This window comes from Halopenitus malekzadehii, assembly GCF_900108505.1.
GTDB classification, from domain to species: Archaea; Halobacteriota; Halobacteria; order Halobacteriales; family Haloferacaceae; genus Halopenitus; species Halopenitus malekzadehii.
On record NZ_FNWU01000002.1, the window covers coordinates 291,810 to 314,676 of the forward strand.

The following is a 22,867-nucleotide window of genomic DNA, read 5'->3' on the forward strand; positions in this document are numbered from 1 at the left end:
ACGAACGTCGGCCTCGCTATCGACGTTCGGCCCGCGCCGCAGCCACCAACCGATCGACCATCCCGGAATCGACGTGACGGTGTGCGTAGGTGCCGACGGTGCGATACGCGGTCAGCCCGTCGTGGTCGCCGTCGATCCCGTCGCCACGACGGACGTCGAAGGCGAACCTGGCGTCGACGTCGGGATCGATCGTGTGCTCGGAGTAGTGAAACTCGTGGCCGCGATGCGTCTGGCCGTCGGTCGCCGCGGGCGTTCCCCGGACGGCCCGAAGCTCGACGTGGTCGAGCGCCTGATACCGGTCGTGCATTCGGACGTCGCCGGGCAACACGCCGGCCATCGGGTACGTCTCCCCGCCGGCGGTGGTCAACGACTCCGAGAGAGCCATCAAGCCGCCGCATTCCCCGAGGATCGGGAGCCCGTCCGCGGCCCGATCGGCGATCGTCGACAGCGCCGGCGAGTCCGACAGCGCCTCGGCGTGCAACTCCGGATAGCCGCCGGGCAGATAGACCGCGTCGCAGTCGGGCAGGTCGTCCCCGGCGGCCGGCGCGAACGGTTCGATCGTCGCGAGCGCCGCGAGTCGTTCGCGAACCCCCGGATAGAGGAACCGGAACGCGGCGTCCTCGGCGACCGCGATCGTGGGCTCGTCGCCCTCGGTACCTGTCGCCGCTGCCGACGCACCCGGACGCTCCGGATCGGTGGCGGAACGCGTTCCGGAACCGGACTGCGCCTCGAGATCGGAGACGGACCCTGCCGATCGACGGGCGACCGACAGGAGGCGATCCACGTCGAGGGCCGACGCGGCGGTCGTGAGAACGTCCGGATCGATCGGGTCCTCATCGCCCATTCGCAGGCCGAGATGCCGGTCGGGGATCTCGAGGTCCTCCGTCGGCGGGATCCGACCGAGGTAGGCGATCCCGTCCGGCAGTGACTCCCGAATTCCGTCCGCGTGCCGACCCCCGTGAGCGCGTTGGGCGATGACGCCGGCGACGTCGAGGGACGGGGGATCACCGTCGAACGCCGTTCGAACGTCCTCCGGGAGCGGGCTATGCGCGGCATACTCACGGAACCCGAGCGCGGTCGCGCCGACGCTTTGCATTCCGGCGCTCGCGTCGACGACGAGGACGACCGGGAGATCGAGGGCGGCGGCGGTGGCTGCGGTCGAGGTGACGCTGCCGTCGTACAGCCCCATCATCCCCTCGATCACGGCGACGTCCCCGTCGGCACGCGCGATCGAACGACGGACGCCGTCGACGCCCTGCATCCAGGTGTCCAGGGTTCGTGAGGGGGTCCCGGTCACGGCGGCGTGGTGGCTCGGATCGATGAAGTCAGGGCCGGCCTTTGCCGGAACCGGGTCGTACCCGGCGTCGTCAATGGCCTGGAGGACCGCAAGCGTCACGACCGTCTTGCCGACGCCGGAGGCGGTGCCGCCGATGACGATCCCGGCTTCGGGGGCGGTCGTCGGACGAGTATCAACCATAGGAAATCGTTCGCGAGGAACGGGTTCATCCTTCCGGTGGCCGCCGATCCCTCCCCCCGGGCGTCTCGCGGGACGTCTCGCCGATCGTCGCGCGAGGAGCGTGGGCGGGGTGGATCGACCAGAGACCCGCCGATCGACCATCGGTCCGCCGGTGAGAACACGGGAATCGAGTGAACGAAGAAATGCTCTTAGAAACCGTTATGAAGAATCTAAGAGCATCTCAGGCGTTTCTAAAACGTTAGGGTGGCCTTTTGAAAGGTCGTAAAACGTCGCGAGTCGGCGTTAATCGACGTGAATCTGCGCTAACGCTCGTCCTATTATATACTCCTGTGGACCAGTGATGAAATCGAGGCAGGTGACACAGATGTCGAACCACTCCCTCCGACCCAACACGACGCTTCCCACGCGGCTCCGCCGGAGCACCGGCCGACGGCTCCGAGCGGTGGCCTTCTGGGCAGCGGTGTTGCTCCCGCTGACGTACCTCCCGGTCCTGCACGGGATCGTCATCGACGCGAGCGCGGAGCTGTTCCTGCTCCTGCTGGCGTCGAACGTCGTGGCCGCATACGTCGGTCACGACTACAGTCCCCGCACTGACCACGAATCGACCGCCAGGAACGCACACAACCTATGAGCACCAACACCACCAGCACGGACGGATCGTACGGCTCCCCGAAGGCACGGCGACTCGCGGATTTCCTCCGCGAGGAGGCCAAGAACGGCGAAGTGTACATCAAGGGGAAGTTCATCGCCGACGACGTCGACCTCTCGCCGAAGGAGATCGGTGCGCTGATGCTCCAGCTCCAGGGCTCGCTCCCCGACCTCGAGATCGAGAAGTGGTCCTACACCGGCGCGACCACCTGGCGCGTCCAGTCGCAATAGCGACCGGGTACCCCGTCGATCGTCACCGCATCGCGGTTCGGTTTTCGATCGCCGTAACCAACGCACATTTACGCCTGCTCGTCCGAGAACCGGTGAATGAGCGCGGACCCGAGCACGGCCGAAGAGATCATGGCCGGCGTCCATCACGCCCTGCGTGAATACGGGTACGCGGACCTCACGATGCAGGACATCGCCGACGCCTGCTCGAAGAGCAAGTCGCTGTTACACTACCACTACGACACGAAGGAGGATCTGCTCGTGGCGTTCCTCGACCACCTCATTACGACGTTCGAACGGTGTGTCGAGGCCGGACGGGACCGTCCTGCGACCGAGCGACTCGTCGAGTTCATCGCCTGGTTCGGCTTCGATCCCGACGAAACCGACCGGGAACACTTCCACATCGCGCTGTTGGAGTTGCGGTCACAGGGACCGTTCAACGACCGGATCCGCTCCCGGCTCCAGCGGAGCGACCGGGTCTTTCGGGACACGGTCGCGGAGATAATCGAGCAGGGCATCGAGGAGGGCGTCTTCGAACCGGTCGACGTCACCGAGACGGCCGCACTGCTCGTTGCGACGCTCGACGGTGCGCGGACGAGACAGATCACGCTCGGAGAACTCGACGTCGACGGCGACACCTACACCCGGACGGTGGCACGAACCCTCATCGACAGGGTCGTCGACCCGATCCTCGTCGACGGGGTGGAACTCCCCGACGTCTCGAGCGTCGAGGTGCTGCTCCCCCGTGACGAGCCGGTCGCGGTTCCGGCGGTCGACGACTCACCCTCAACCGGCGACGACCGGTGACGATAGTCGTCGGTCGTCGTTGATAGTCGTCGGTCGTCGTTGATAGTCGTCGGTCGTCGTTGATAGTCGTCGGTCGTCGTTGATAGTCGTCGGTCGTCGTCGATAGTCGTCGGTCGTCGTCGATAGTCGTCGATCGACGCCCCGAATTCGTCGGAGCCGATCCGGACCGCCTCACTCGATGTATAACGAGTAGACGATCACGCCGAACCCAAACGCGGTTAGGACGCTGTTTATCGCGATCCCGATCGCGAGATCGAGGTTGAGTACCTGATGGGAGATCCCGCCGAGCATCGCCCCGACCGTCACGACCCCGAAGCCGATCGACAGGGCACGTAACGAGGGATCCCCGGTGCGGCGGTACGCGCGCCCCGCGTAGTACGTGATGCTGCCACCGAGCAGTAGGATGGCGGTCTTCGCGGCGATGATGAGCAGGTTGATGTACACGTCAGTAGCCATTGGTTGGTCCTCCGTGTGCGGGTGTCGTGGGTCGATTCATGTTTCCTCTCTGACCTGTGACCAGAGGGCGGCGAGCCGTTCGTCCGTCGCCCGCTCGGGTCGCGAGAATTCGATCGACAGCGTGTTGTCCTCGTCCAGTTCGACGGTGACCGAATCGAAGGCGACGTCGTACCGCGTCGTATGCTGGCCGTCACGGCGGATCTCCGTCGATTCCTGCAACAGGTCGGCCTCGGTCAGTCGTTCCAGCTTCCGATAGGTGGTCGACAGCGGGATGTCACACTCCTCGGAGAGCTCGCTCGCGGTTTTCGGCGCGTCGAGCGCGGCGATGATGTCGACGGCGTCGTCGTCGCTCAACGCCGACAGCACCGCCTGCGGGTCGGGCGGTTCCTCGTGCCGTGACGGGTCCCGCACCATACACGGGCCTTCCGCTCGGATCGGTTAAAGGCACCCGATCCATCGCGTGGAAGTCGTCCTGAAGACGGCGCCGTGGAACTCGTCCTGGGGACGGCGCCGTGGAACTCGTCCTGGAACACCATCACTCGACGTCGAGACTCTCGATCCCTACTCCCTCCCGGAGCCGGACAGCCGAGCGTACACTGGCCAGGAGGAATCGCCATCCGGCGGACTCGTCTCCTCGCCGTCAATGACGACGCGGACGCTTCCGTCGTCGCCGTTCTCATCGGAATCTCGACGCACCTCGCCGACGATCGCAGCCGGGGTCCCTCGGTCCTGAAGCGCCGCCACGACGTCGCCGGCGACCGATGGGGAAACCGCAGCGAGGAGGGTGCCGGCGGTCGTGGCCCGCCAGGGGTCCATCCCGAGCGCGGTGCAGGTCTCCTTGACTCCGGGTTGCCACGGGACGTGATCGGTGTCGACGCGAAGCCGGACGTTGCCGGCGCTCGCCAGTTCGTGGACCGCGCCCAGCAGACCGCCCTCGGTCGCGTCGTGCATCGCGTGGATTCCATCGTGATCAGCGATCACCATCGCGTCCTCGACGAGTCGAACATCGTCAAGGCGCCGCTGGGCAGTCGCAACCGTTTCGGCCGACAGGCCATCGAGCGCCTCGGGATACAGCGAGGCGAACAGGCCGGTCGCCTCGACGGCCGGGCCCTTGGTCACCACGATCCGGTCGCCCGGGCGCGCGCCGTCCGGACGCACGATCCGGTCGGGATCGCCCCGGCCGATCGCCGTCGCGGCCCCGACCCAGGGAAACGTGCTTCCCGGATACCGCGCGGTGTGGCCGGTCGTCACCGCGATCCCGAGATCGGTACACTCCTCGTGGATCGCGGTCCAGACTCCGTCGAACGCCTCGTCGGTCATTTCCCCGGGCAGCGAGAAGGCGATCGACAGGTGGCTCGGGGCGATCCCCGAGACTGCGACGTCCGAGAGGACGATGTGTAGCGCGAACCGGCCCGCGCGCTCGAACCCGAGATCCGGCAGGATCGAGATCGGGTCCGTCGCGAGCACGGTCGCGGTCTCCTCCTCGGGGCCCCGGATCACCCCGAAGTCGCAGCCGTGTTTCGGTCCGAGCCGGACGTCCTCGCGGTCGGCCCCGAGCCGGGTCGCAATGTGGCGCCGGAAGAACGTCTCGGAAATCTTCCCGTCAGCCGGCATTCCGGTCACCTCGCGCGCCGACGCGTTGCATACGGGATCGTTGCCAGGAACTATTTATAAACGCGGCGAGACGTGTCGATATGCTCCGCGAGGCGATCGCGACACCCGGCCGCGGCCCCGACGTCGTGGCGACGGTGCTCGCCGGAACGGCCCTCCTCGTTCTCGGTCGGATCGCTGCCCTGGCCTGGTTCGTCGGCGTCGCCGTCGATCCCCGTGTCGTGGCCCTCCTCCCGATCGCCGGCGCACCGCTGTTCATCCTGCGCGGCTACGACGTCGCCGTCGTTCGGGCCGGGATCGAGGGCGATCCCGGCGCACCCGCGTTTCGAAATCTTCCGTCGCTGTACGTCGACGGCGTCAAGTCGATCGTGCTTTCGATCGGGTATGCGCTCCCGGTGGCACTCGTTCCCGTGATCGGGATCGCGGCGGTGACCGTTCAGTCCGCCCGCGAGTCGGGCGTCCCGGTCGGTGATGCGCTCGTGTGGCCACGATTCGCAGGCTCCGGCGTGTTCGGAGGCGGGGCGGAGGTCACCCCGATCGGAATCGTGCCGGGGCTGATCGAGGGACTGTGGTCCCTCGCCGTCGCGATCCTCTCCCTCGTTCCCGATCCGGGGAGCGCATCGGTCATCACGATCGCGATCGGCGTCGTGACGATCGCCACGACGTGCAGCGCGGCTGCGGGGGCCATCTACCTCCAGCCGGCGGGGATCGCCTGCTTCGCCGCGACCGGCCGCCTTCGTGACGGACTCCGTCCCCGCCGCATCCTTCGCGTCGCCGGCTCCGGGGAGTACGTCGTCGGCTGGCTCCTGGAGGCGGTCGTTGGCATCGTCGGCACGGCGGCGGCGATTGCGCTGTCGCCGTTCCTCGTCGGAATCGCCGGTCTGTTCGTGGTTCGGGTAGTGACCCGGTCGCTGTACGGTCGCGGTGCCGCCCCCGCGCTCCGGCCCGATGGCGGCGGTAGCGGGGGCGGTAGCGGCGGCGTCGACAACGGCGATGGCGGTGATGATCACGATGGTGACGATGGCGGTGATGGTGACGATGGTGGCAATGACGCTGATCGCAACGACGACGACCGACCTCCAGCGGACGACCGTGTCGCGATCGAACCCGATGATCGGGCGGAGCTCCCGGTCGGTCGCGAGACGGACCCGGCGATCCAGGTCGGACGCCGCGTCGGTCCCGTCGATGCCGGTGGGTCGGACGATGAGTCGGCCGATGGGTCGAGCGGTGAGTCGGCTGACGAGTCGGCCGACGGATTCGTCTGGGGTGCCGGCGGGACGACGGACCGAGAAGCCAAGCGTTGATACCTCGGCGGGCGAACCGTCGGTATGCGAATCACGGAGCGCGGCCACGGGGAGGAGGGACGCGAGCGGATCGCCCTCGTCCCGGAGACCGTCGACGACCTCTGGCACCTCTCACACGTCCTCGAACCGGGTGACCGCGTCGAGGGGGACACGACGCGGCGGATCCAGCGAACCGACGACCGAATGCGGGACACCGGCGGGGAGCGGGAGCACCTGTTCGTCACGCTCGCGGTCGAAACGGTCGAGTTCGCCCGGTTCGCCAACCGACTGCGGGTCGGGGGCGAGATCGTCGGGTGCTCGCGGGAGGACCAGCTCGGACAACACCACACGATCAACGTCGAAGAACACGACGAGATAACCGTCGAGAAACGGTTCAAACCGGACCAACTCGACCGGATCGAGGAGGCGACGGAGGCCGCGGAGAACCCCGACGTCGCGATCGCGACCGTCGAGGAGGGGGCGGCGTTCATCCACACGGTCGAACAGTACGGCACCGAGGAGTACGCCTCCTTCACGCGGCCGACCGGGAAGGGCGAGTACGCCCGCCCGCGGACCGAACTCTTCGAGGAACTCGGGTCCGCGCTCGTCCACCTCGACGCCGACGCGGTCATCCTCGCGGGACCGGGATTCACGAAACGGGACGCACGCGAGTACGTCGCCGAGGAGTTCCCCGAACTGGACGCGTCGATCCGCGTCGTCGACACCGCGAGCGTGGGCGACCGCGGCGTTCACGAGGTCCTCAAGCGGGGCGCCGTCGAGGAGGTACAGACCGAAACCCGGATCGCACGGGAGGCTGAACTCATCGACGAGCTGACCGAACGGATCGCCGAGGGCGCGAAGGCAACCTACGGCCCGGCGGACGTCGCCGAGGCGGCCGAGTTCGGCGCGGTGGAGACGCTGTTGGTCGTCGACGACCGGCTCCGGACCGAGCGACAGGGCGAGGGCGACTGGCCGATCGACGTCAACGACGTGATCGAGTCGGTCGAACAGCAGGGCGGCGACGTCGTCGTCTTCTCGAGCGAGTTCGCCCCCGGCGAGCAGCTCCGCAACCTCGGCGGGATCGCCGCGATCCTTCGGTATCGACTCGAGTGAAGCCTTCCGGGACCGACAACCCGTCTACGCGCGCCTATCGCCCCGTGAGCGCCTCGCTGCCGGGCGATAGGGAGATCGTCTCTCCACGCCCCCGATCGACGGCGCGTTCGTACAGGAGGTGCGCCGCCGCGACGGTCTCGATCCCGGTGCCGCCGGAGTCGAAGACGGTCACCGCCTCCGGGTCCGTGCGACCCGGCGCCGATCCGACGATGATCTCGCCGAGTTCGGCGTGGACGTGTGCCTCCGGGTCCGCCTCGTCGATCAGCCCCGCGTCGATCGCCGCGAGGAACGACCCGGCGTCTTGCATGACACGGTCGCGGAGGTCGGGCACGTAGGTGGCCCGGGCGACCGTCTCCGGCGGCAGTTCGTTCTTGCCGGGCGTGTACTGTCCCATCGCCGTGATGTGGGTCCCGGGCTCGACGTCGGCGTCGTCGATCACCGGGTCCGAGGCGTTCGTCGCCGTGATCACGACGTCGGCGCCCGCAAGCGCCGCGGTGGACGAGTCGACCGCCTCCACGGGAATCGACACCGTTTCGGTCATCTCTGCGGCGAACGTCTCACGGCTTTCGGGGGTCGGCGAGTACACCCGGACGGCCTCGAAATCCCGAACCGTGGCGGTCGCCCGGAGCTGGCCACGGGCCTGTGCGCCGGCCCCGATGACGGCGACCTCGGTGGCATCGTCGCGCGCGAGCGTGTCCACGCCGACCGCGCCTGCCGCCCCGGTCTTGAAGGGGTTCATCGACGCGCCGTCGATGAGCGCAAGCGGCTCGCCCGAGTCGGCGTCGAACAGCGGCGTTATGAACCAGACGTCCTGCTCGCCGAAGCCGGCCGCGTACATATACCCACCCATCGCGCCGGTTTCGGGGAGGATCGCGGCGTAGGTGGTCAACATCCCCGCCGGGTCCCGGTTCACGAGTTTCGTTCGCGGCTCGGCGGGCGCACCCTCGCCGACCTGCCGGTAGCCGTCACGGACGGCGTCGACGTACTCGGCCGGCTCCGCGAGCCCCGCGACCTCGTCGCTAGTGAGAAACAGTGTCTCTGTCACACTCGTCGTTCGGCGGCAAGCGATAAAACGGTTATCGAGATTCGAGATTCGAGATTCGAGATTCGAGATTCGAGATTCGAGATTCGAGATTCGAGATTCGAGATTCGAGACCGAGCGATCGTGGACGACCTCAGTCCGCGTTCTGTGCGGACATCCCGGAGTTACCTGTGGGCGTCCGTGCGGCGTGATCGACGCCGGCGGCGCCGCGACCGTCCCGGTCGATGGAGGGCGTCTCGGGGACTGGACCCTTCACGAACATCGCGTGGCCCATCAACCCGATCGCGACCGTCGCGCCGGCGGGAACCGCCGACACCACGGGGAGGCCCACGAGGGTCAACGCGAGAGTGATCCCGATAAGCGTCGCGGGGATGAGGCCGAGGATGTAGTCGTAGTATCCAGACATAATACATCAGATGGTACGTGAAATGGGTATATAATTGTTTCCCGTGACACCTATATCACAGCTGTATTGTATTTTTATACTATTCTCATAACTTATGAGATCGCCGCGACGGACGGCGACCGCGATCGACGACCACGGCCGTGGATCGGTGCGATAAACAGTCCCCGCCACGGAGCTACCGGGCGTGAACCGCAACGATCGATCCATCACCGCCGTCGTGGTGCTGGGACACGGGATGGTCCACACCTACGAGCTCGCGATCCCGATCTTCGTCACGATCTGGCTGACGAAATTCTCGGTCATCGACCTCGGCGTGGTGACCCTCGAGGTGACGACCGCGACCCTCGGCGTCGTGGTGACGATCGGCTACGGCCTGTTCGGGCTCGGCGCGCTTCCGGGTGGAATCCTGGTCGACCGCATCGGATCCCGGCGGCTCATCACGTGGTGTCTGGTCGGGATGGGCGTCTCCTTCGGCCTGCTCGCGCTCGCTCCAAGCGTGGTGGTGATCACGCTGGCGCTCGTCGTGTGGGGACTCGCCGCCTCGGTGTATCACCCCGCCGGCCTCTCGCTCATCTCGAAGGGGATCGAGGAGCGCGGCACCGGCTTCGCGTATCACGGCATCGCCGGCAACCTCGGTATCGGTCTCGGGCCCCTCATCGCGGCCACGCTGCTTTTGGTCCTCGACTGGCGCGTCGTCGCGGGGGTCCTCGCGATCCCGGCGCTGTTCGCGGCGGTATACGCCTTCCGGGCGAACATCGATCCGGCGGCTGCCGTCGAAACGGACGGAAGCGACGGCGCGGGCGACGCGACGGACGACGACGAAGCGGGCGACGGTACCGAGGACGGCGGCGCGGACGACGCGACGGACGACGACGCCGCGGCGACCGCCGGCGTCGAGTCGCTTGCGGCGTTCCGGTCGGAGTCACGCGCGCTGTTCGCGGGGAGCTTCGCACTCGTCTTCCTGGTCGTGATGTGTTCGGGACTCTACTACCGTGGCTTCCTCACGTTCCTCCCGGAGCTGCTCGGACGTCTCGAGGGGTTCGAACCGATCGCGGTCGCGTCGCTGCTCCCCGAGACCCTCCACGGTCCGCTGGGGATCGACCCGAGCGACGGGAACACGCTCGCGCCGAGCGACTACTTCTACTCCGGGCTGTTGCTGGTCGGCGTGATCGGCCAGTACGTCGGCGGCAAGTTGACGGACCGCCTGCCGGTGGAATACGGGATCGCGGTCGGATTCGGCGGCCTCACGGTGCTTGCGCTCGTCTTCCTTCCAGCGGCCGGGATGGGACTCGTGCCGCTTGCGATCGTCGGGGCGTTGATGGGCGTGTTCCTCTTCGTCGTCCAGCCGCTGTATCAAGCGACCGTCGCGGAGTACACGCCCGCCGGCACGCGCGGGCTCTCGTACGGCTACACGTATCTCGGCGTCTTCGGCGTCGGGGCGCTCGGCGGCGCGATCGCAGGGACCATCCTCGAGTACGCCACCGAACCGACGCTGTTCATCGTCCTCGCCGGATTCGCGGCCGTCGCGTCGATCACCGGGATCGTCCTCGGTCGTCGAAACGCGGCGTAGCGCGGCCCCCACGCGACGACGGCGGAGCAGTCCGTCGTCGTCAGCCCTCGTACCCCGCGTACTCCATCAGGTCGGCGAAGATGTCGGTATCCATCGCGTCGCGGTAGACGATCGCCGAGAGCATCCCGCCGGGATAGACGCTCCCGTTCATCACGTGGTCGACCTTGTGACAGTGCATCGGGTAGATCCCGGGATCGGCGTCCGCCGTGAACTCGACGGTGTGTCGCTCCGCCGGCGCGACGTTACAGACGTCCATCTCGTGGCGCGCGGCCTCCGGGATCGTGCCGCCGTCCTTCTCGGTCCGCGTGAACCGGTGGTTGTGGATGTGCAGCGGGTGGCTCATGTAGCCGGCGTTGACCCAGTGGAGCCGGACCGTGTCGCCGTGGTCGACGATCATCGGCGAACCGTCCTCGGGGTGGAACGTTCGGGGAGCGACCTTGCCGTTGACCGTAAAGACGTCGGGGTTTCGGTTTCGCGGGCTGTAGGAGACGTCCTCGCCGGCCATCATCCGGTTGAGCCGGGAGTCCCAGTCCTTCACCGTCATGAAGTACTCCCGGTCGGCCGGCTCGTAGCCCGCCGGATCGACGCGGAAGACCCCGTACATTCCCATGTCGATGTGCCGCTGGGTCTGGAAGTGGCAGTGGTAGAAGTGCGTGCCGGGGACGTTGGCCGGGATCTCGTAGGTGTGCGTCTCGCCAGGTGCGACCGTGACCCCCGTCGTCGTCGGGACGCCGTCGTCCTTCCAGGCCTTCTGCGAGCCGTGGAAGTGGATCGTGTGGGGTAGGTGGCCGTCGGTGTTGTCGAGGGTGACCTCGATGTCCTCGCCCTCCGTCGTCCGGATGATCGGCCCCGGCACGCTCGGGTCGCCGTCGTCAGCCTGAAACGCCCACACGCGGGGCAGCTCGACGGGGCCGCCCATCGAGTCGAGCGGGTGTGCGGCGTGGACCGCCGGCTGGGTCGACAGCGTCACCGAGCCGCCCTGCTCGTCGACGTCGACGACCTCGGGCGGGCTCGTCCGCGGCAGCGACTCCTCGGACGTCTGTGCCGGCGTCGAGTCGGTCACCGCCTTCGCGCCGCCGCCGTTCGAGGGCGCCTGACAGCCCGCCAGCAGCGCGGATCCGACGCCGCCGGTCGCAGCCAGGAATTCGCGTCGCGACACGTCCGATCCGGGGGCACCGATGCGGTCGTTCATCACGAGTGGAACGAAGAGACCGTCATAAATAGGGGGAAAGCAGGTTCCCGACCCGCGAGAAGGGCGGCGAACGTATTCGACCGGATCCACATAAAGAACGGAACGTGTTCGACGTCGCCTTTATGTATCAATGCGGAACAACCGACACGACCGTCCACGTGACGACTCCGGTCGACGGAACCCGATCGTCGTGACCGGTCCCGAGCCGAACGTGGAACCCACACCGCGGATCGACGTCGATCTCGGGTCCGGCGAGTCGCACCGTCACCTGACCTTGAAGTAGAGGGTCCGCCAGACGGCGAGCGCGACCGCACCGGTCACGACCATCACGACCACGAAGATCGCCTGCACGCCGCCGTGGAAAAACGGGGTCGCTCGGAGCCCGAGCCCGATCAGCGCGGCGGGCACCCACGACCGAACGACGAGCGGAACCGACGCCTTCGCTGACTCGATGGCACCCGGCGAGTACGCGCCGATCAGCGGCGCCACGAGCACCCACCCGATCAGGAAGGGTGCGTAGATCCCGAGCAGATACAGCGGGTTCTCGATCAGGAAGTCGGTCGGATTGTGCTGGTTCGCGCCGATCGTCAACACGATCACGATCGCGACGATATCGCCCACGGCCAGGGGGATCGCCGCCCGGTCCAGGCGGGTCTCGAGGAACGTTTCGACGTCCATACCCTCGATCCGGACGGGGGGCCCTTGGGTCGTGCGGATCGTCGTCGCGGATCCCCCCGTGCGGATCGTCGCCGAACGAATCTCGCCGCAGCGGTCGACGTACGCGGCCCCGCCGCAGCGGTCGACGTACGCAGCCCCGCCGCAGCGGTCGCTCAGCGGTCGGCGTCACCGCGCTCCGGAACTTGCCCGACGACAGTGTAGGTGAATCCCCGGTCGAGAACGGTCGCGTCGAACCCGGTCGTCTCGAGATCGCTGCGGAGGTCGTCGGGCTCGAGGAACGTCGAGTCCATCCCGATCGCTCGTTCCCCGACCGCCAGGACGCGCCCAAGCGGGTGGGACGGATCGAACTCGCGAACCACGACGACGCCGCCGGGACGTATCGCCCGAGATAGTTCCGTGAACGCTCCGGGCACGTCGGGGAAATGGTGGAGCGCGTCGACGATCACGGCCGCGTCAACCGCGTTCGAGTGGACCGGGAGCCGCGCCGCATCGCCGCGAACGGCGCCGAACCCGCGGTCCTGAGCCCGTGTGAGCATCCCGGCGCTCGCGTCGACCACGACCGGTCCGTCGGCGTCCAGGCCGGCGGGCAGCGCTGCGGACGCGCGTCCCGAGCCGCCCCCGACGTCGATCACGCGTCGAACCGGCCCGGTCGCGACCGCAAGCGCGTCCGCGAGGACGTCCGGATCGGCGCCGGGCATCAGAATATCGTACAGCGGGGCAACGAGGTCGAAAAAGTTGACGTCGCCGGGGCCGAACATCGGCGGTTAAGAGAGGCGTTCGACCGGAGCAACGAAGACGATCTCCGTCCCGGCCGGTCCCTCCCGACTCGTCTTGTGGTTGAACCCGTTCGCCCGGTAGAACTCCCGGCTCGTCGGGTCGTCGTGTGGAACCGTCGTGCGGATCGCTTCCACCCCGTCACGGGCCAGCGAGCGCGCGACGTTGCCGAGCAAGGTCGTTTCGACGTCGTCGGTCGCGTGGTCCGGATGGACCCACAGCGCGAGCAACTCGGCCTCGGATCCGTCGGCATCCGGATGGGCGAGCGCCACGCCGATCGGCTTGCCGTCCGATTCGACGAGGAACGAACAGTCGGCCGTCGCCGCGGCCTCACGAACCCCCGCCGCGGAGACGTCGAGCATCGGTGCACCGAAATCGTCGAACACGGCTGTCTCGCCCGCTCGCGAAACCGCCGCCCGTAGTGCCTCGGCATCGCCGGGACACGCCGGTCGGACGTGCATCGTACTGATCATCACGGCCGACGACTTCGAATATCTTTCGGAGGGTCGGTCGTCCGGATCGTCCGGATGGATCCGGCTCTTCAGACGCGGTCGATCCCGATCGTGACGGCGATGCCCTCGACGTCCCACTCCTCGTGGGCGTCGGTCGCGGCGTCGGGATCGTCGAGCCACTCGGTCGCACGGGTCTCCTCGGCGATGAGGTCGCGGTGCTCGTCGACCAGGTCGGCGACGCGGTCGTCGTCGATCGTGACGCCGAGCCGGATGCTCGCGTCGACGTCGAGGTCGAGGTCCTTGCGCATCTCCTGGACGCGGCGGATGACGTCGCGGGCGTATCCCTCGGCCTCGATGTCGTCGGTGAGCGTCGTGTCGACGTAGACCGTGCCGTCCGCGAACGGGGCCGCGCTCACGCCCGCCGGCGGAGTGGCCTCGTACTCGACCATCTCCGGCTCGAGGTCGATCGGCTCGCCGTCCACGGTGACGTCGCCGTTCTCGACCGCGGAACGGGACGCGCCCTCGACGGCAGTCATCACCTCCTGCGCCTGGCCGCCGAAGGCGGGCCCGATCTCGGCCATCTCCGGCTGTGCGAGCTCCTCGAGCTCCGCGAACCGCTCGGTCACCACGAGCGACCGTGCGTTCACGCGGTCGAGGATCAGGTCCTCGAGCGCCGCGACGGCGTCGGCGACGTCGTCGTCCTCGGTCTCGACGATTACGCGCGAAACCGGCCAGCGGAGCTTCCGGCCGGCCTGCTGACGCGCCGTCGCGGCCGCCTCCTCCACCTCGCGCATCACGGCGACATCGTGTTCGAGGTCCGGATCGTGGAGCTCGTCGTCCGCCGTCGGGAACGGAAGCGCGTGGACCGTCGTCGCCTCGCCGTCGAGCGTTCGGTACATTCGCTCCGTGAGGTAGGGCGCGATCGGGGCAAGCATCCGGATCGTCTCGTCGAGGACGGTGGCGATCGTGGCGTACGCGCCGCGTTTGGAGGCCGAGTCCGCCTCCTCCCACATCCGGTCGCGCACCGCCTTGATGTAGAATCGGGAGACGTCCTGGGTGACGAACTCGATCAGCGCGTTGACGGCGTCGCTGACGCGGTACTGGTCCCACGCCTCCGCGACCTCCTGTTCGACCGACTGGAGTCGCGAGAGGATCCACTCGTCGACGAGTTCGAGCTCGCCGTCCTCGAGGGACGCCTCGGCGGGGTCGTAGTCGTCGAGATCCATGTACGGCAGCGGGAACCGGAACGTGTTCCAGAGGATGTTGAGTTTGCCCTGGATCTCGCCGAGCCCGTCCCACTCGAAGGAGAGGTCGATCCCCTGCTGGTCGTGGCTCAACAGATACGTCCGGAGGGGGTCGCGGCCGGCGCGCTCGATCGCCTCCTCTGGCGTGACGATGTTGCCGACCGACTTCGACATCTTGCGGCCCTCGCTGTCGTTGACGAACCCGTGCATCAACACCTGCTCGTAGGGCGTCTCGCCGAAGGCGGCCGTCGCCATCCCGAGCTGGGACCAGAACCAGCCGCGGGTCTGGTCGTGCGCCTCGACGATCAGGTCGGCGGGCCACAGCTCCTCGAAGGCCTCGGTCTCGCCGGGGTATCCGATCGTCGCCCAGGAGGCCACCGAGGAGTCGAGCCAGACGTCGAAGACGTCCTCGACGCGCCGGTAGGTGGTTTCGTCCTCGGTAATCGTGAGGTCGTCGACGGTCGGCCGGTGGAGATCGACCTCGGTCGGGTCGATCGACTGGTCGACGCGCTCGGCGAGCTCCTCGCGCGTGCCGACCACGATCATCTCCTCGTCGAAGGACTCGGGGTCGGCGTCCTCTGGCACCCAGATCGGGATCGGGATGCCCCAGTAGCGCTGCCGGGAGACGTTCCAGTCCGGCGCGTCCTCGATGAAGTCCCGGAACCGCTGGTCGCGGGCCCAACTCGGGAACCACTCCGAGTCGGTCATGTTCTCGAGGAGGTCGTCCTTGACGTCGGTGATCGAGATGAACCACTGGTCGGTGACGAGCTGGATGATCCCCGTGTCACACCGCCAGCAGTGGCCGTAGCTGTGCTCGACCGTGCCGTGGGCGAGCATTCGACCGTCCTCGATCAGGTCCGCGATGATGTCGTCGTTCGCGTCGCGGACGAACTGCCCAGCGTACTCCCCCGCGGCGCCGGTGAACTCGCCGTTCGGCTCGACCGGGCAGGCGATCTCCAACCCGAGCTCGCGGCCGCGCTCGAAGTCGACCTCACCGTGGCCGGGCGCGGAGTGGACGAGACCGGTTCGGTCCGCCTCCACGTAGTCGGCGGCATATACCTGCCCGGCGCCCTCGAAGTCGGGATACTCGGCGAGGTGGTCCGCGAGCGGGTGGTCGTACGCCCAGCCGACGAGCTCGGCACCCGACAGCTCCGCCTCGATCTCGTAGTCGTCGTAGCGGCCCTGCGTGAGGACGTCCTCGACGCAGTCGGCGGCGACGTACAGCAGGTCCTCGCTCGCCGCCTCGCCCCCGTCGCCGTCCGTGGTCGCGCGGACCGCGTTGTAGGTGAGCTCCTCGTCGACCGCGACGAAGGTGTTCGCGGGGATCGTCCACGGCGTCGTCGTCCAGATGACGAGGCTCCCCTCACGACCGCTCAGGGGGAATTTTACGTAGATGGACGGGTCCTCGACGTCCTCGTACTCGACCTCGTTGTTCGCGAGGCCGGTCTCACACCGGGGACACTGCGAAATCGACCGCTTGCCGCGCTCGACGAGGCCGCGGTCGGCGACCTCCGAGAACGCCCACCAGGCGGACTCCATATACTCCGGATCGATCGTCTTGTAGGGGTCGTCCCAGTCCATCCACGCGCCGATGGACTTGAAGTCCTCGTCCATCGCCTCGCGGTTGGACTCGGCAAACTCCATACACTCCTCGATGAACGCCTCCATCCCGTATTCCTCGATCTCGGTCTTGGAGTCGAACCCGAGCTTCTCCTCGACTTTCACCTCGATCGGGAGCCCGTGCATGTCGTACCCCGGCCGGTCAGTCACCCGATGGCCGGTCATCCGCTTGTACCGGATGATCGCGTCCTTCAGCGTCTTGTTCCAGGCGGTTCCGAGGTGCATCTGCCCCGAGGTGTACGGCGGGCCGTCGACGAAGAAGAACGGCGGATCGTCGGCGTGGGCCTCCGTTGCCGCCTCGTAGGCGTCGGCGTCGTCCCAGTACGACTCGACCGTGGACTCGACGTCCGCGGGAGTATACTGGTCGTCGATCTGCTCCATATCCGAGCGTGTTGGGCCGTGTATTTGAATACGACGGAGTCGCGGTCCGCGTCGCCGTCGCGGTCTCCACCCCCGCTCACGGGTCGCCGTCGTGGTGCCTGCAGTCCCCACCCCCGTTCACGAGCCGCTGTCGTGGTGCCTGCAGTCCCTCACGGATCGCCGTCGAGCCCGATGTCGTCGAAGGTCGCCATCTCCCGGTGGGTCGCACAGGCCGATCGATAGATCGGCAGTGCCAGACAGGCGCCGGTTCCCTCGCCCAACCGGAGGTCGTACGCGAACAGCGGGTCGAGGCCGAGCGCGGCAAGTTGGATCGCGTGTGCGGGCTCCGCGCCCGCGTGTGACGGGAGCAGGAAGGGGCGGACGGCGGGATCGAGCGCGTTCGCGACGAGGGCGGCGGCCCCGCTGATGACGCCGTCGACGACGACGGGAGTTCGATCGGCTGCACAGCCCAGCGCGACGCCGGCAAGCACACCGACCTCGAACCCGCCGACGCGAGCAAACGCGTCGATGGGATCTGGCGCGTCGGTGGGGTCAGACGCGTCTGATGGCGACGGGGAGTCCTCGACGGCTGTAGCCCCAGGATCGTTCGCTGTGGAGGCCGCGAGACCGTTCGTCGCGAGCGCGTCCTCGACGACGGCCACCTTTCGTTCGAGCGCCTCGTCGTCGATCCCGGTTCCGTATCCGGTCGCCTCGGCCGGGGCGGCGTCGGTCAGCGCGGCCGTGATCGCCGCTGCGATCGTGGTGTTCCCGATCCCCATCTCGCCGAGCGCGACGACGTCGGCGTCCGCAAGCTCCGATCCCGCGATCCGAACGCCGGCCTCGATAGCCTCGATCGCGTCGGCCCGGGACATCGCCGGGCCGCGGGACGCGTCGTTCGTTCCGGCGTCGATGCGAACCGAGAGTGCTCCCGGAACCGGATCGCCCGCGATCCCGGCATCAACGACGAGCGTCTCGACGCCGACGGCGTCAGCAATCGCGTTGACCGCGGCGCCCCCGTTCAGGAAGTTCTCGAGCATCGCCCGCGTGGCGGCCTGCGGGTACGCGGAGACGCCGCGATCGACGACGCCGTGGTCGCCGGCCGCGACCACGACGGTCGCGTCGTCGAGGGTCGGTTGGGGATCGCCGGTGACCCCGGCGAGCGCGACCGCGAGGTCCTCGAGCCGGCCGAGGCTTCCGGGCGGCTTCGTGAGCGTCGGCTGTCGCTCGAGCGCGGCACGTTCAGCCGTCCCGTCGATCGACGGGATCTCCGGGCGGTCGAGATCGTGGGGTGACGGCTCGTCGTCGACGGCGTGGGTGACGCCGTCAGGATGGTGCCCCACCATCGGTCAGGCGTCGAAGTCCGGAAGGTCGTCCGGCGCCTCGTAGTCGGCTTCCCAGTCGATGTACTCCGCTTTGAGCGTCTCACAGACGATCTGACCGAGCTCGGTCAGGCCGGCGTTGATCCCGGAGACGGTCCCCCACGAGTCGAGGTCGGGGTGGAGATCACGCTCCCGCCAGTCCTCGGGCAGACCGGGAGCGTGGTAGCCGACGCGGTCGGCAAACGAATCCCAGAAGAAGTCGAATCGGGAGACGAGATCGAGGTCGCGAACGATCTGCCACTCGGCCTCGTCGAGGTCGCTCGTCGCCGCCCACTCCTCGAAGGCGTCCGCCCACGCACCCTCCCGGAGGAGGGCTTCGATCTCCTCACGCTTGTACTCCGAGTCTCCGGCCACGTCGGCGTCCTCGTACTCGTTCGGATCGATCGCCGCGAGTTCCGGCGAGTCGGGAACCGGCACGTCGAGAGTCATACACTGGTATTGGGGCGGCGACCGAAAAGACCCGTCGACTCCGGCGGTCGGGACGGACCCCGGCAACCGAGGCGAGGGATTCGATCGATCTACCCGGCTTCCGGGGACTTAACGGGCCGCCGATCGATCCCGACGTATGCAACGAACGCGACGGGAGTTCCTCGGGCTGCTCGGCGGCGGCGTCGCGGCCGGTTCGACGGCGGGCTGTGTGGCTCCGGCACGCAACGATCCGGTCGGTGAGCGGCGGTTCGCGATGCTCTACGAGGACGTCGCACCCTCGGTGGCGCGCGTCCAGACGACGGCGGACGGCCGAACCGGACAGGGGTCCGGGTTTCGATACCGAACGGGACTCGACGATGACTCCTACGTCGTGACGAACCAGCACGTCGTCGGGTCCGATCCCGATGCGGTCCGGATCCAGTACGCCGACGGCGAGTGGGTCGAGGTCGCGGTCGTCGGAACCGACCCCTACAGCGATCTCGCGGTCTTAGATCCGGGTGCGGACATCGGCTCGGAGCCGTTGCCGCTCCGGGAGACCGTGCCGCCGATCGGCACCGAGGTGCTCGTCGTCGGATCGCCGCTCGGCTTCTCGGGGAGCGCGAGCCAGGGGATCATCAGCGGGCGCAACCGGAGCATTCCCGCGGCGGGGAACTACACGATCGCGGACGCGATACAGACCGACGCCGCGTTGAACCCCGGAAACAGCGGCGGCCCCATACTGACGCTCGACGGCGACGTCGTCGCGGTCGCGACCGCCCGCGCGTCCGGAAGCGACAACGTCGGGTTCGGCGTCTCCGCCCCGTTGACCGGCCGCGTCGTCCCGTCGCTGATCGAGAACGGCCGGTACGACCACTCGCATATGGGCGTCGCGATCCGGGACGTCGGACCGTTGCTCGCCGAGGCGAACGGCCTTCCCGCGGCCCGTGGGGTCTACGTCACGGCGACCGAGCCCGGTGGACCCGCAGATGAGGTACTCCAGGGATCGACGGACGAGACGATCGTCGACGGGACGCCGGTTCCGACCGGCGGCGACGTCATCGTCGGCCTCGAGGAGACGTCGATCGACACCCAAAGCGCGCTGTCGCGGTACCTCGCGCTCGAGACGGCCCCAGGAGACGTCCTCGACGTCCGGATCCGGCGGGAGGGGTCCGAACGGACCGTCCAGCTCGAGCTCGGGACGCGACCCGATCCCCCGGCCTGATCGAGGGGTCCGCAGGAGGCCCGACCGAGACGTTCATCCGGGCCCCGCCGAAGGCGTCCGACCCGGTATGCGATCGCAAAACACCGTCAGTACACATCCGTGACGTTTAAGTATCGATGACGGGTTCCTCAACACGCACGTACTGCAGGGGCGCGGCGCCCCGAGTCCGGAAGGGCGACGATACACGCGGGTTGCGGTAGCCAAGTCTGGCCCAAGGCGCAGGGTTGCTAACTCTGTGGCGGTCACGCCTCCGGGGTTCGAATCCCCGCCGCAACGCTCGAATCGAACCGGCGGACGATGGACGTCCATCGTCCGCACCGACACTCCAGACACCAATGAGTGCAGAAGAACCACAGGACGGCTCGGCGGAGGAGGACGAAGACCTCCAGTACTTCGTCCGGATCGGGGGCGCGGACCTCGACGGGACGAAGTCGGTCGAGCGGAGCCTGACAGACCTCAACGGAATCGGCACGCGCACGGCGCGACTCGTCGCAGAGACGGCCGACGTGGACCGCACGGCCACGTTCGGATTGCTCGACGACGACGACATCGACGCCGTCGTCGACGTCGTCGAGAACTTCGAGGACCACGTCCCGGAGTGGATGGTCAACCGGAAGAAGGACTTCTTCACCGGTGAGACCGACCACAAGATCGGGACGGACCTCTCGGAGCAGCGACGACACGACATCAACCGCATGAAGATGATCGACTCCTACAAGGGAGTCCGACACAAGCGCGGACAGAAGGTCCGCGGACAGCGAACCAAGTCCACGGGACGAACCGAGGGCACCATCGGCGTTAACGTCGAGGAGATCCGCGAGGACATGGCTGAGGAAGAGGCAGCGGCCGAAGAGGCCGGTGAGGAAGAATGACGACCGGCAAGAACACCAAGTCCTACGAGACGCCCAACCACCCGTACCAGGGCGATCGGATCGCCGAGGAGGCGGACCTCGTCTCGCGGTACGGCCTCAAGAACAAAGAGGAGTTCTGGCGCGCACAGTCGGAGCTCCGAAACATGCGCCGTGAGGCGCGACGACTGCTCGGCGAGGCACAGGGCGACGTCGAAGCCGCCCAGGAGGCCGGATCGGAGTTCCTCGCGCGGCTCCGTCGGCTCGGCATCCTCGGCGAGAACGACGACATCTCGTCGGTGCTGTCGCTCGACGTCACCGACCTGCTCGAGCGTCGTCTCCAGACGGTCGCCTACCGCAAGGGACTGGCGTCGTCGACGAAGCAGGCGCGGCAGTTCATCGTTCACGGACACGTCACCGTCGACGGCGCACGCGTTACGCGCCCGTCCAAGAAGGTCGATACGGCCGAGGAAGGGACGGTCACCTTCGACGAGACGAGTCCGCTCGCCGACGAACTACACCCGGAACGCGCGGACGCACAGGAGTAACCATCCATGAGCGACTCAGAAGACGGAAAGTGGGGAATTGCCCACGTTTACGCATCGTTCAACAACACGCTCATCACGGTCACCGACGAGACCGGCGCGGAGACGATCGCGAAGTCATCCGGCGGGACCGTGGTGAAACAGAACCGCGACGAGGCGTCGCCGTACGCCGCCATGCAGATGGCCGAGGTCGTCGCCGAGGAAGTCAAGGCGGCCGGCCTCGAGGGCGTGCACGTTCGCGTGCGCGGCCCCGGCGGCAACCTCAACAAGTCGACGGGCCCCGGTGCCCAGGCGACGATCCGAGCGCTCGCGCGCGCCGGCGTGGAGATCGGCCGGATCGAGGACGTTACCCCGATCCCGCACGACGGAACGAAGGCGCCGAAGAACAAACGGATCTAACATGAGCGAGGTCGACTACGACGTGCAGTACATCGAACGCGACGACCGGAGCGCGCGGGTACTGATCCGCGGGCTGTCGCCGGCGTTCGCCAACGGCATCCGCCGGGCGATGATCGCCGACGTCCCGACGTTCTCGATCGACACCGTTCGGTTCGTCGAGAACTCCTCGGTGATGTTCGATGAGATGCTCGGGCTCCGGCTCGGGCTCGTCCCACTTACGACGCCGATCGACGACTTCGAGATCGGCGACGAGGTGACGCTCGCGCTCGACGTCGAGGGGCCCGGAACCGCCTACTCCGGCGACCTCGCGTCCGCGGAGCCGCTCGTGGAACCCGCCGACGAGAACATCCCCATCATCGAGCTGAAGGAGGGGCAACGGATCGAACTCGAGGCGGACGCGGTGCTTGACACCGGCAAGGAGCACGCCAAACACCAGGGCGGCGTCTCCGTCGGCTATCGACACCTCCAGCGCGTCACCGTCGACGGCGACATCGGCGAGTTCGACGAGGAGGAGACGCGGATCCTGCGGGGCGTCATCGAGACGGGGGACGGAGAGATCGTTCCATCCGAGACCTTCGACCACGACCTCACGGAGCGGTATCCCGGAAAGGACCTCACCGTCGAGGACGTTTCCGGCGCCTTCGTCTTCCACATCGAGACCGACGGCTCCGTCGACGTCGAGGAGCTGATCCTGCGGGCGATCGACACGATCGAGGACCGTGCGGACGAGCTGCGAACCACCATCGCCGTCTGAATAGCCAATGTCCCTTCATCCCACCACTCCGACGCGCTCGCTCGCGACCGTCCATCAGGGGCGGCCCGCGAGCGACGCCGAAATCGCCGGCAAACGCGACGGGGCGGCCCCGACGGACCGATCGACGCGGTCGACGATCTCGTCCGGACGGACCGAAAGTGGTTTGAAGGGCGCCGAAGTACCGTGGAGTGCACGCAGGGATAGCCAAGTCAGGCCAACGGCGCAGCGTTCAGGGCGCTGTCCTGTAGAGGTCCGCAGGTTCAAATCCTGCTCCCTGCACTCCACTTCTCGCGACCCGGCGACGCGACCGGTCGCCACCACCGACATCTTTGAGACCTTCATTTCGGAGGA

At 67.7% G+C, this 22,867-nt stretch carries 24 protein-coding genes and 2 tRNA genes; 13 read left to right on the forward strand and 13 right to left on the reverse strand.

Annotation, left to right across the window (positions count from 1 at the left end):
- Positions 1–16: 16 nt before the first annotated feature.
- Positions 17–1,477: a cobyrinate a,c-diamide synthase gene (locus BLW38_RS06795; RefSeq protein ID WP_092816265.1), complete on the reverse strand. Its 1,461-nt coding sequence runs from the start codon at positions 1,475–1,477 to the stop codon at positions 17–19.
- Positions 1,478–1,841: 364 nt separating this feature from the next.
- Between BLW38_RS06795 and BLW38_RS06800 the strand changes: the two genes are divergently transcribed.
- The 3 genes from BLW38_RS06800 to BLW38_RS06810 all read left to right on the forward strand — a co-directional run bounded on the left by BLW38_RS06800 (position 1,842) and on the right by BLW38_RS06810 (position 3,160).
- On the forward strand, positions 1,842–2,108 hold the full coding sequence (locus BLW38_RS06800) for a hypothetical protein (protein ID WP_092816267.1): 267 nt from the start codon (positions 1,842–1,844) through the stop codon (positions 2,106–2,108).
- Positions 2,105–2,356 carry a DUF7123 family protein gene (locus BLW38_RS06805; RefSeq protein ID WP_092816269.1) on the forward strand — a complete coding sequence of 84 codons (252 nt, stop codon included), beginning with the start codon at positions 2,105–2,107 and terminating at the stop codon, positions 2,354–2,356. Before BLW38_RS06800 ends, BLW38_RS06805 begins: the two co-directional genes overlap by 4 nt.
- Positions 2,357–2,452: 96 nt before the next feature.
- Positions 2,453–3,160, forward strand: coding sequence for a TetR/AcrR family transcriptional regulator (locus BLW38_RS06810; RefSeq protein ID WP_092816271.1), 708 nt, complete (start codon positions 2,453–2,455; stop codon positions 3,158–3,160).
- Positions 3,161–3,331: 171 nt separating this feature from the next.
- Here the strand turns inward: BLW38_RS06810 and BLW38_RS06815 are convergent, their stop codons facing one another.
- The 3 genes from BLW38_RS06815 to BLW38_RS06825 all read right to left on the reverse strand — a co-directional run bounded on the left by BLW38_RS06815 (position 3,332) and on the right by BLW38_RS06825 (position 5,230).
- On the reverse strand, positions 3,332–3,616 hold the full coding sequence (locus tag BLW38_RS06815; protein WP_092816273.1) for a DUF7521 family protein: 285 nt from the start codon (positions 3,614–3,616) through the stop codon (positions 3,332–3,334).
- Positions 3,617–3,652: 36 nt separating this feature from the next.
- Positions 3,653–4,030: a winged helix-turn-helix domain-containing protein gene (locus BLW38_RS06820; RefSeq protein WP_092816275.1), complete on the reverse strand. Its 378-nt coding sequence runs from the start codon at positions 4,028–4,030 to the stop codon at positions 3,653–3,655.
- A 147-nt stretch (positions 4,031–4,177) separates the two neighbouring features.
- Positions 4,178–5,230, reverse strand: a complete 1,053-nt coding sequence (locus BLW38_RS06825) for an AIR synthase family protein (RefSeq protein ID WP_092816277.1) — start codon at positions 5,228–5,230, stop codon at positions 4,178–4,180.
- An 80-nt stretch (positions 5,231–5,310) separates the two neighbouring features.
- Here BLW38_RS06825 and BLW38_RS06830 point away from each other — a divergent pair, with 80 nt between their 5' ends.
- Positions 5,311–6,531: a DUF4013 domain-containing protein gene (locus BLW38_RS06830; RefSeq protein ID WP_092816279.1), complete on the forward strand. Its 1,221-nt coding sequence runs from the start codon at positions 5,311–5,313 to the stop codon at positions 6,529–6,531.
- Between the two features lie 24 nt (positions 6,532–6,555).
- Positions 6,556–7,623, forward strand: coding sequence for an mRNA surveillance protein pelota (locus BLW38_RS06835; protein WP_092816281.1), 1,068 nt, complete (start codon positions 6,556–6,558; stop codon positions 7,621–7,623).
- A 34-nt stretch (positions 7,624–7,657) separates the two neighbouring features.
- Here the strand turns inward: BLW38_RS06835 and BLW38_RS06840 are convergent, their stop codons facing one another.
- Both BLW38_RS06840 and BLW38_RS06845 read right to left on the reverse strand, forming a co-directional pair.
- Positions 7,658–8,668 carry an ornithine cyclodeaminase family protein gene (locus BLW38_RS06840; protein WP_092816283.1) on the reverse strand — a complete coding sequence of 337 codons (1,011 nt, stop codon included), beginning with the start codon at positions 8,666–8,668 and terminating at the stop codon, positions 7,658–7,660.
- A 130-nt stretch (positions 8,669–8,798) separates the two neighbouring features.
- A complete protein-coding gene (locus tag BLW38_RS06845) occupies positions 8,799–9,071 on the reverse strand; it encodes a hypothetical protein (RefSeq protein ID WP_092816285.1) in 273 nt (90 codons plus the stop codon).
- A 235-nt stretch (positions 9,072–9,306) separates the two neighbouring features.
- Between BLW38_RS06845 and BLW38_RS06850 the strand changes: the two genes are divergently transcribed.
- Positions 9,307–10,641, forward strand: a complete 1,335-nt coding sequence (locus tag BLW38_RS06850) for an MFS transporter (protein ID WP_092816457.1) — start codon at positions 9,307–9,309, stop codon at positions 10,639–10,641.
- A 40-nt stretch (positions 10,642–10,681) separates the two neighbouring features.
- Here the strand turns inward: BLW38_RS06850 and BLW38_RS06855 are convergent, their stop codons facing one another.
- The 7 genes from BLW38_RS06855 to BLW38_RS06885 all read right to left on the reverse strand — a co-directional run bounded on the left by BLW38_RS06855 (position 10,682) and on the right by BLW38_RS06885 (position 18,769).
- On the reverse strand, positions 10,682–11,833 hold the full coding sequence (locus tag BLW38_RS06855; protein ID WP_092816287.1) for a multicopper oxidase domain-containing protein: 1,152 nt from the start codon (positions 11,831–11,833) through the stop codon (positions 10,682–10,684).
- Positions 11,834–12,097: 264 nt separating this feature from the next.
- Complete coding sequence (locus BLW38_RS06860) at positions 12,098–12,511, reverse strand: DUF3054 domain-containing protein (protein WP_092816289.1); 414 nt, start codon at positions 12,509–12,511, stop codon at positions 12,098–12,100.
- Positions 12,512–12,663: 152 nt separating this feature from the next.
- The gene (locus BLW38_RS06865; RefSeq protein WP_092816291.1) at positions 12,664–13,269 is read right to left on the reverse strand and encodes a class I SAM-dependent methyltransferase; all 606 of its coding nucleotides are present in this window, start codon (positions 13,267–13,269) and stop codon (positions 12,664–12,666) included.
- A gap of 6 nt (positions 13,270–13,275) precedes the next feature.
- A complete protein-coding gene (locus BLW38_RS06870; protein WP_092816459.1) occupies positions 13,276–13,746 on the reverse strand; it encodes a GNAT family N-acetyltransferase in 471 nt (156 codons plus the stop codon).
- An 80-nt stretch (positions 13,747–13,826) separates the two neighbouring features.
- Positions 13,827–16,982: an isoleucine--tRNA ligase gene (ileS, locus tag BLW38_RS06875; RefSeq protein ID WP_092816293.1), complete on the reverse strand. Its 3,156-nt coding sequence runs from the start codon at positions 16,980–16,982 to the stop codon at positions 13,827–13,829.
- Between the two features lie 149 nt (positions 16,983–17,131).
- The gene (locus BLW38_RS06880; protein WP_092816295.1) at positions 17,132–18,304 is read right to left on the reverse strand and encodes a nicotinate-nucleotide--dimethylbenzimidazole phosphoribosyltransferase; all 1,173 of its coding nucleotides are present in this window, start codon (positions 18,302–18,304) and stop codon (positions 17,132–17,134) included.
- 3 nt (positions 18,305–18,307) lie between these two features.
- Positions 18,308–18,769, reverse strand: coding sequence for a hypothetical protein (locus BLW38_RS06885; RefSeq protein WP_092816297.1), 462 nt, complete (start codon positions 18,767–18,769; stop codon positions 18,308–18,310).
- A 136-nt stretch (positions 18,770–18,905) separates the two neighbouring features.
- Here BLW38_RS06885 and BLW38_RS06890 point away from each other — a divergent pair, with 136 nt between their 5' ends.
- The 7 genes from BLW38_RS06890 to BLW38_RS06920 all read left to right on the forward strand — a co-directional run bounded on the left by BLW38_RS06890 (position 18,906) and on the right by BLW38_RS06920 (position 22,795).
- Positions 18,906–19,970 carry a S1C family serine protease gene (locus BLW38_RS06890; protein WP_092816299.1) on the forward strand — a complete coding sequence of 355 codons (1,065 nt, stop codon included), beginning with the start codon at positions 18,906–18,908 and terminating at the stop codon, positions 19,968–19,970.
- Between the two features lie 190 nt (positions 19,971–20,160).
- Positions 20,161–20,246: transfer RNA gene (locus tag BLW38_RS06895), tRNA-Ser, on the forward strand.
- A 59-nt stretch (positions 20,247–20,305) separates the two neighbouring features.
- Positions 20,306–20,842, forward strand: coding sequence for a 30S ribosomal protein S13 (locus BLW38_RS06900; RefSeq protein ID WP_092816301.1), 537 nt, complete (start codon positions 20,306–20,308; stop codon positions 20,840–20,842).
- Positions 20,839–21,366 carry a 30S ribosomal protein S4 gene (locus tag BLW38_RS06905; RefSeq protein ID WP_092816303.1) on the forward strand — a complete coding sequence of 176 codons (528 nt, stop codon included), beginning with the start codon at positions 20,839–20,841 and terminating at the stop codon, positions 21,364–21,366. The genes BLW38_RS06900 and BLW38_RS06905 overlap by 4 nt, the downstream gene beginning before the upstream one ends.
- Before the next feature lie 6 nt (positions 21,367–21,372).
- The gene (locus BLW38_RS06910; RefSeq protein WP_021074203.1) at positions 21,373–21,762 is read left to right on the forward strand and encodes a 30S ribosomal protein S11; all 390 of its coding nucleotides are present in this window, start codon (positions 21,373–21,375) and stop codon (positions 21,760–21,762) included.
- A gap of 1 nt (position 21,763) precedes the next feature.
- Positions 21,764–22,516, forward strand: a complete 753-nt coding sequence (locus BLW38_RS06915; protein ID WP_092816305.1) for a DNA-directed RNA polymerase subunit D — start codon at positions 21,764–21,766, stop codon at positions 22,514–22,516.
- 194 nt (positions 22,517–22,710) lie between these two features.
- A tRNA-Leu gene (locus tag BLW38_RS06920) sits at positions 22,711–22,795 on the forward strand.
- Positions 22,796–22,867 lie beyond the last annotated feature (72 nt).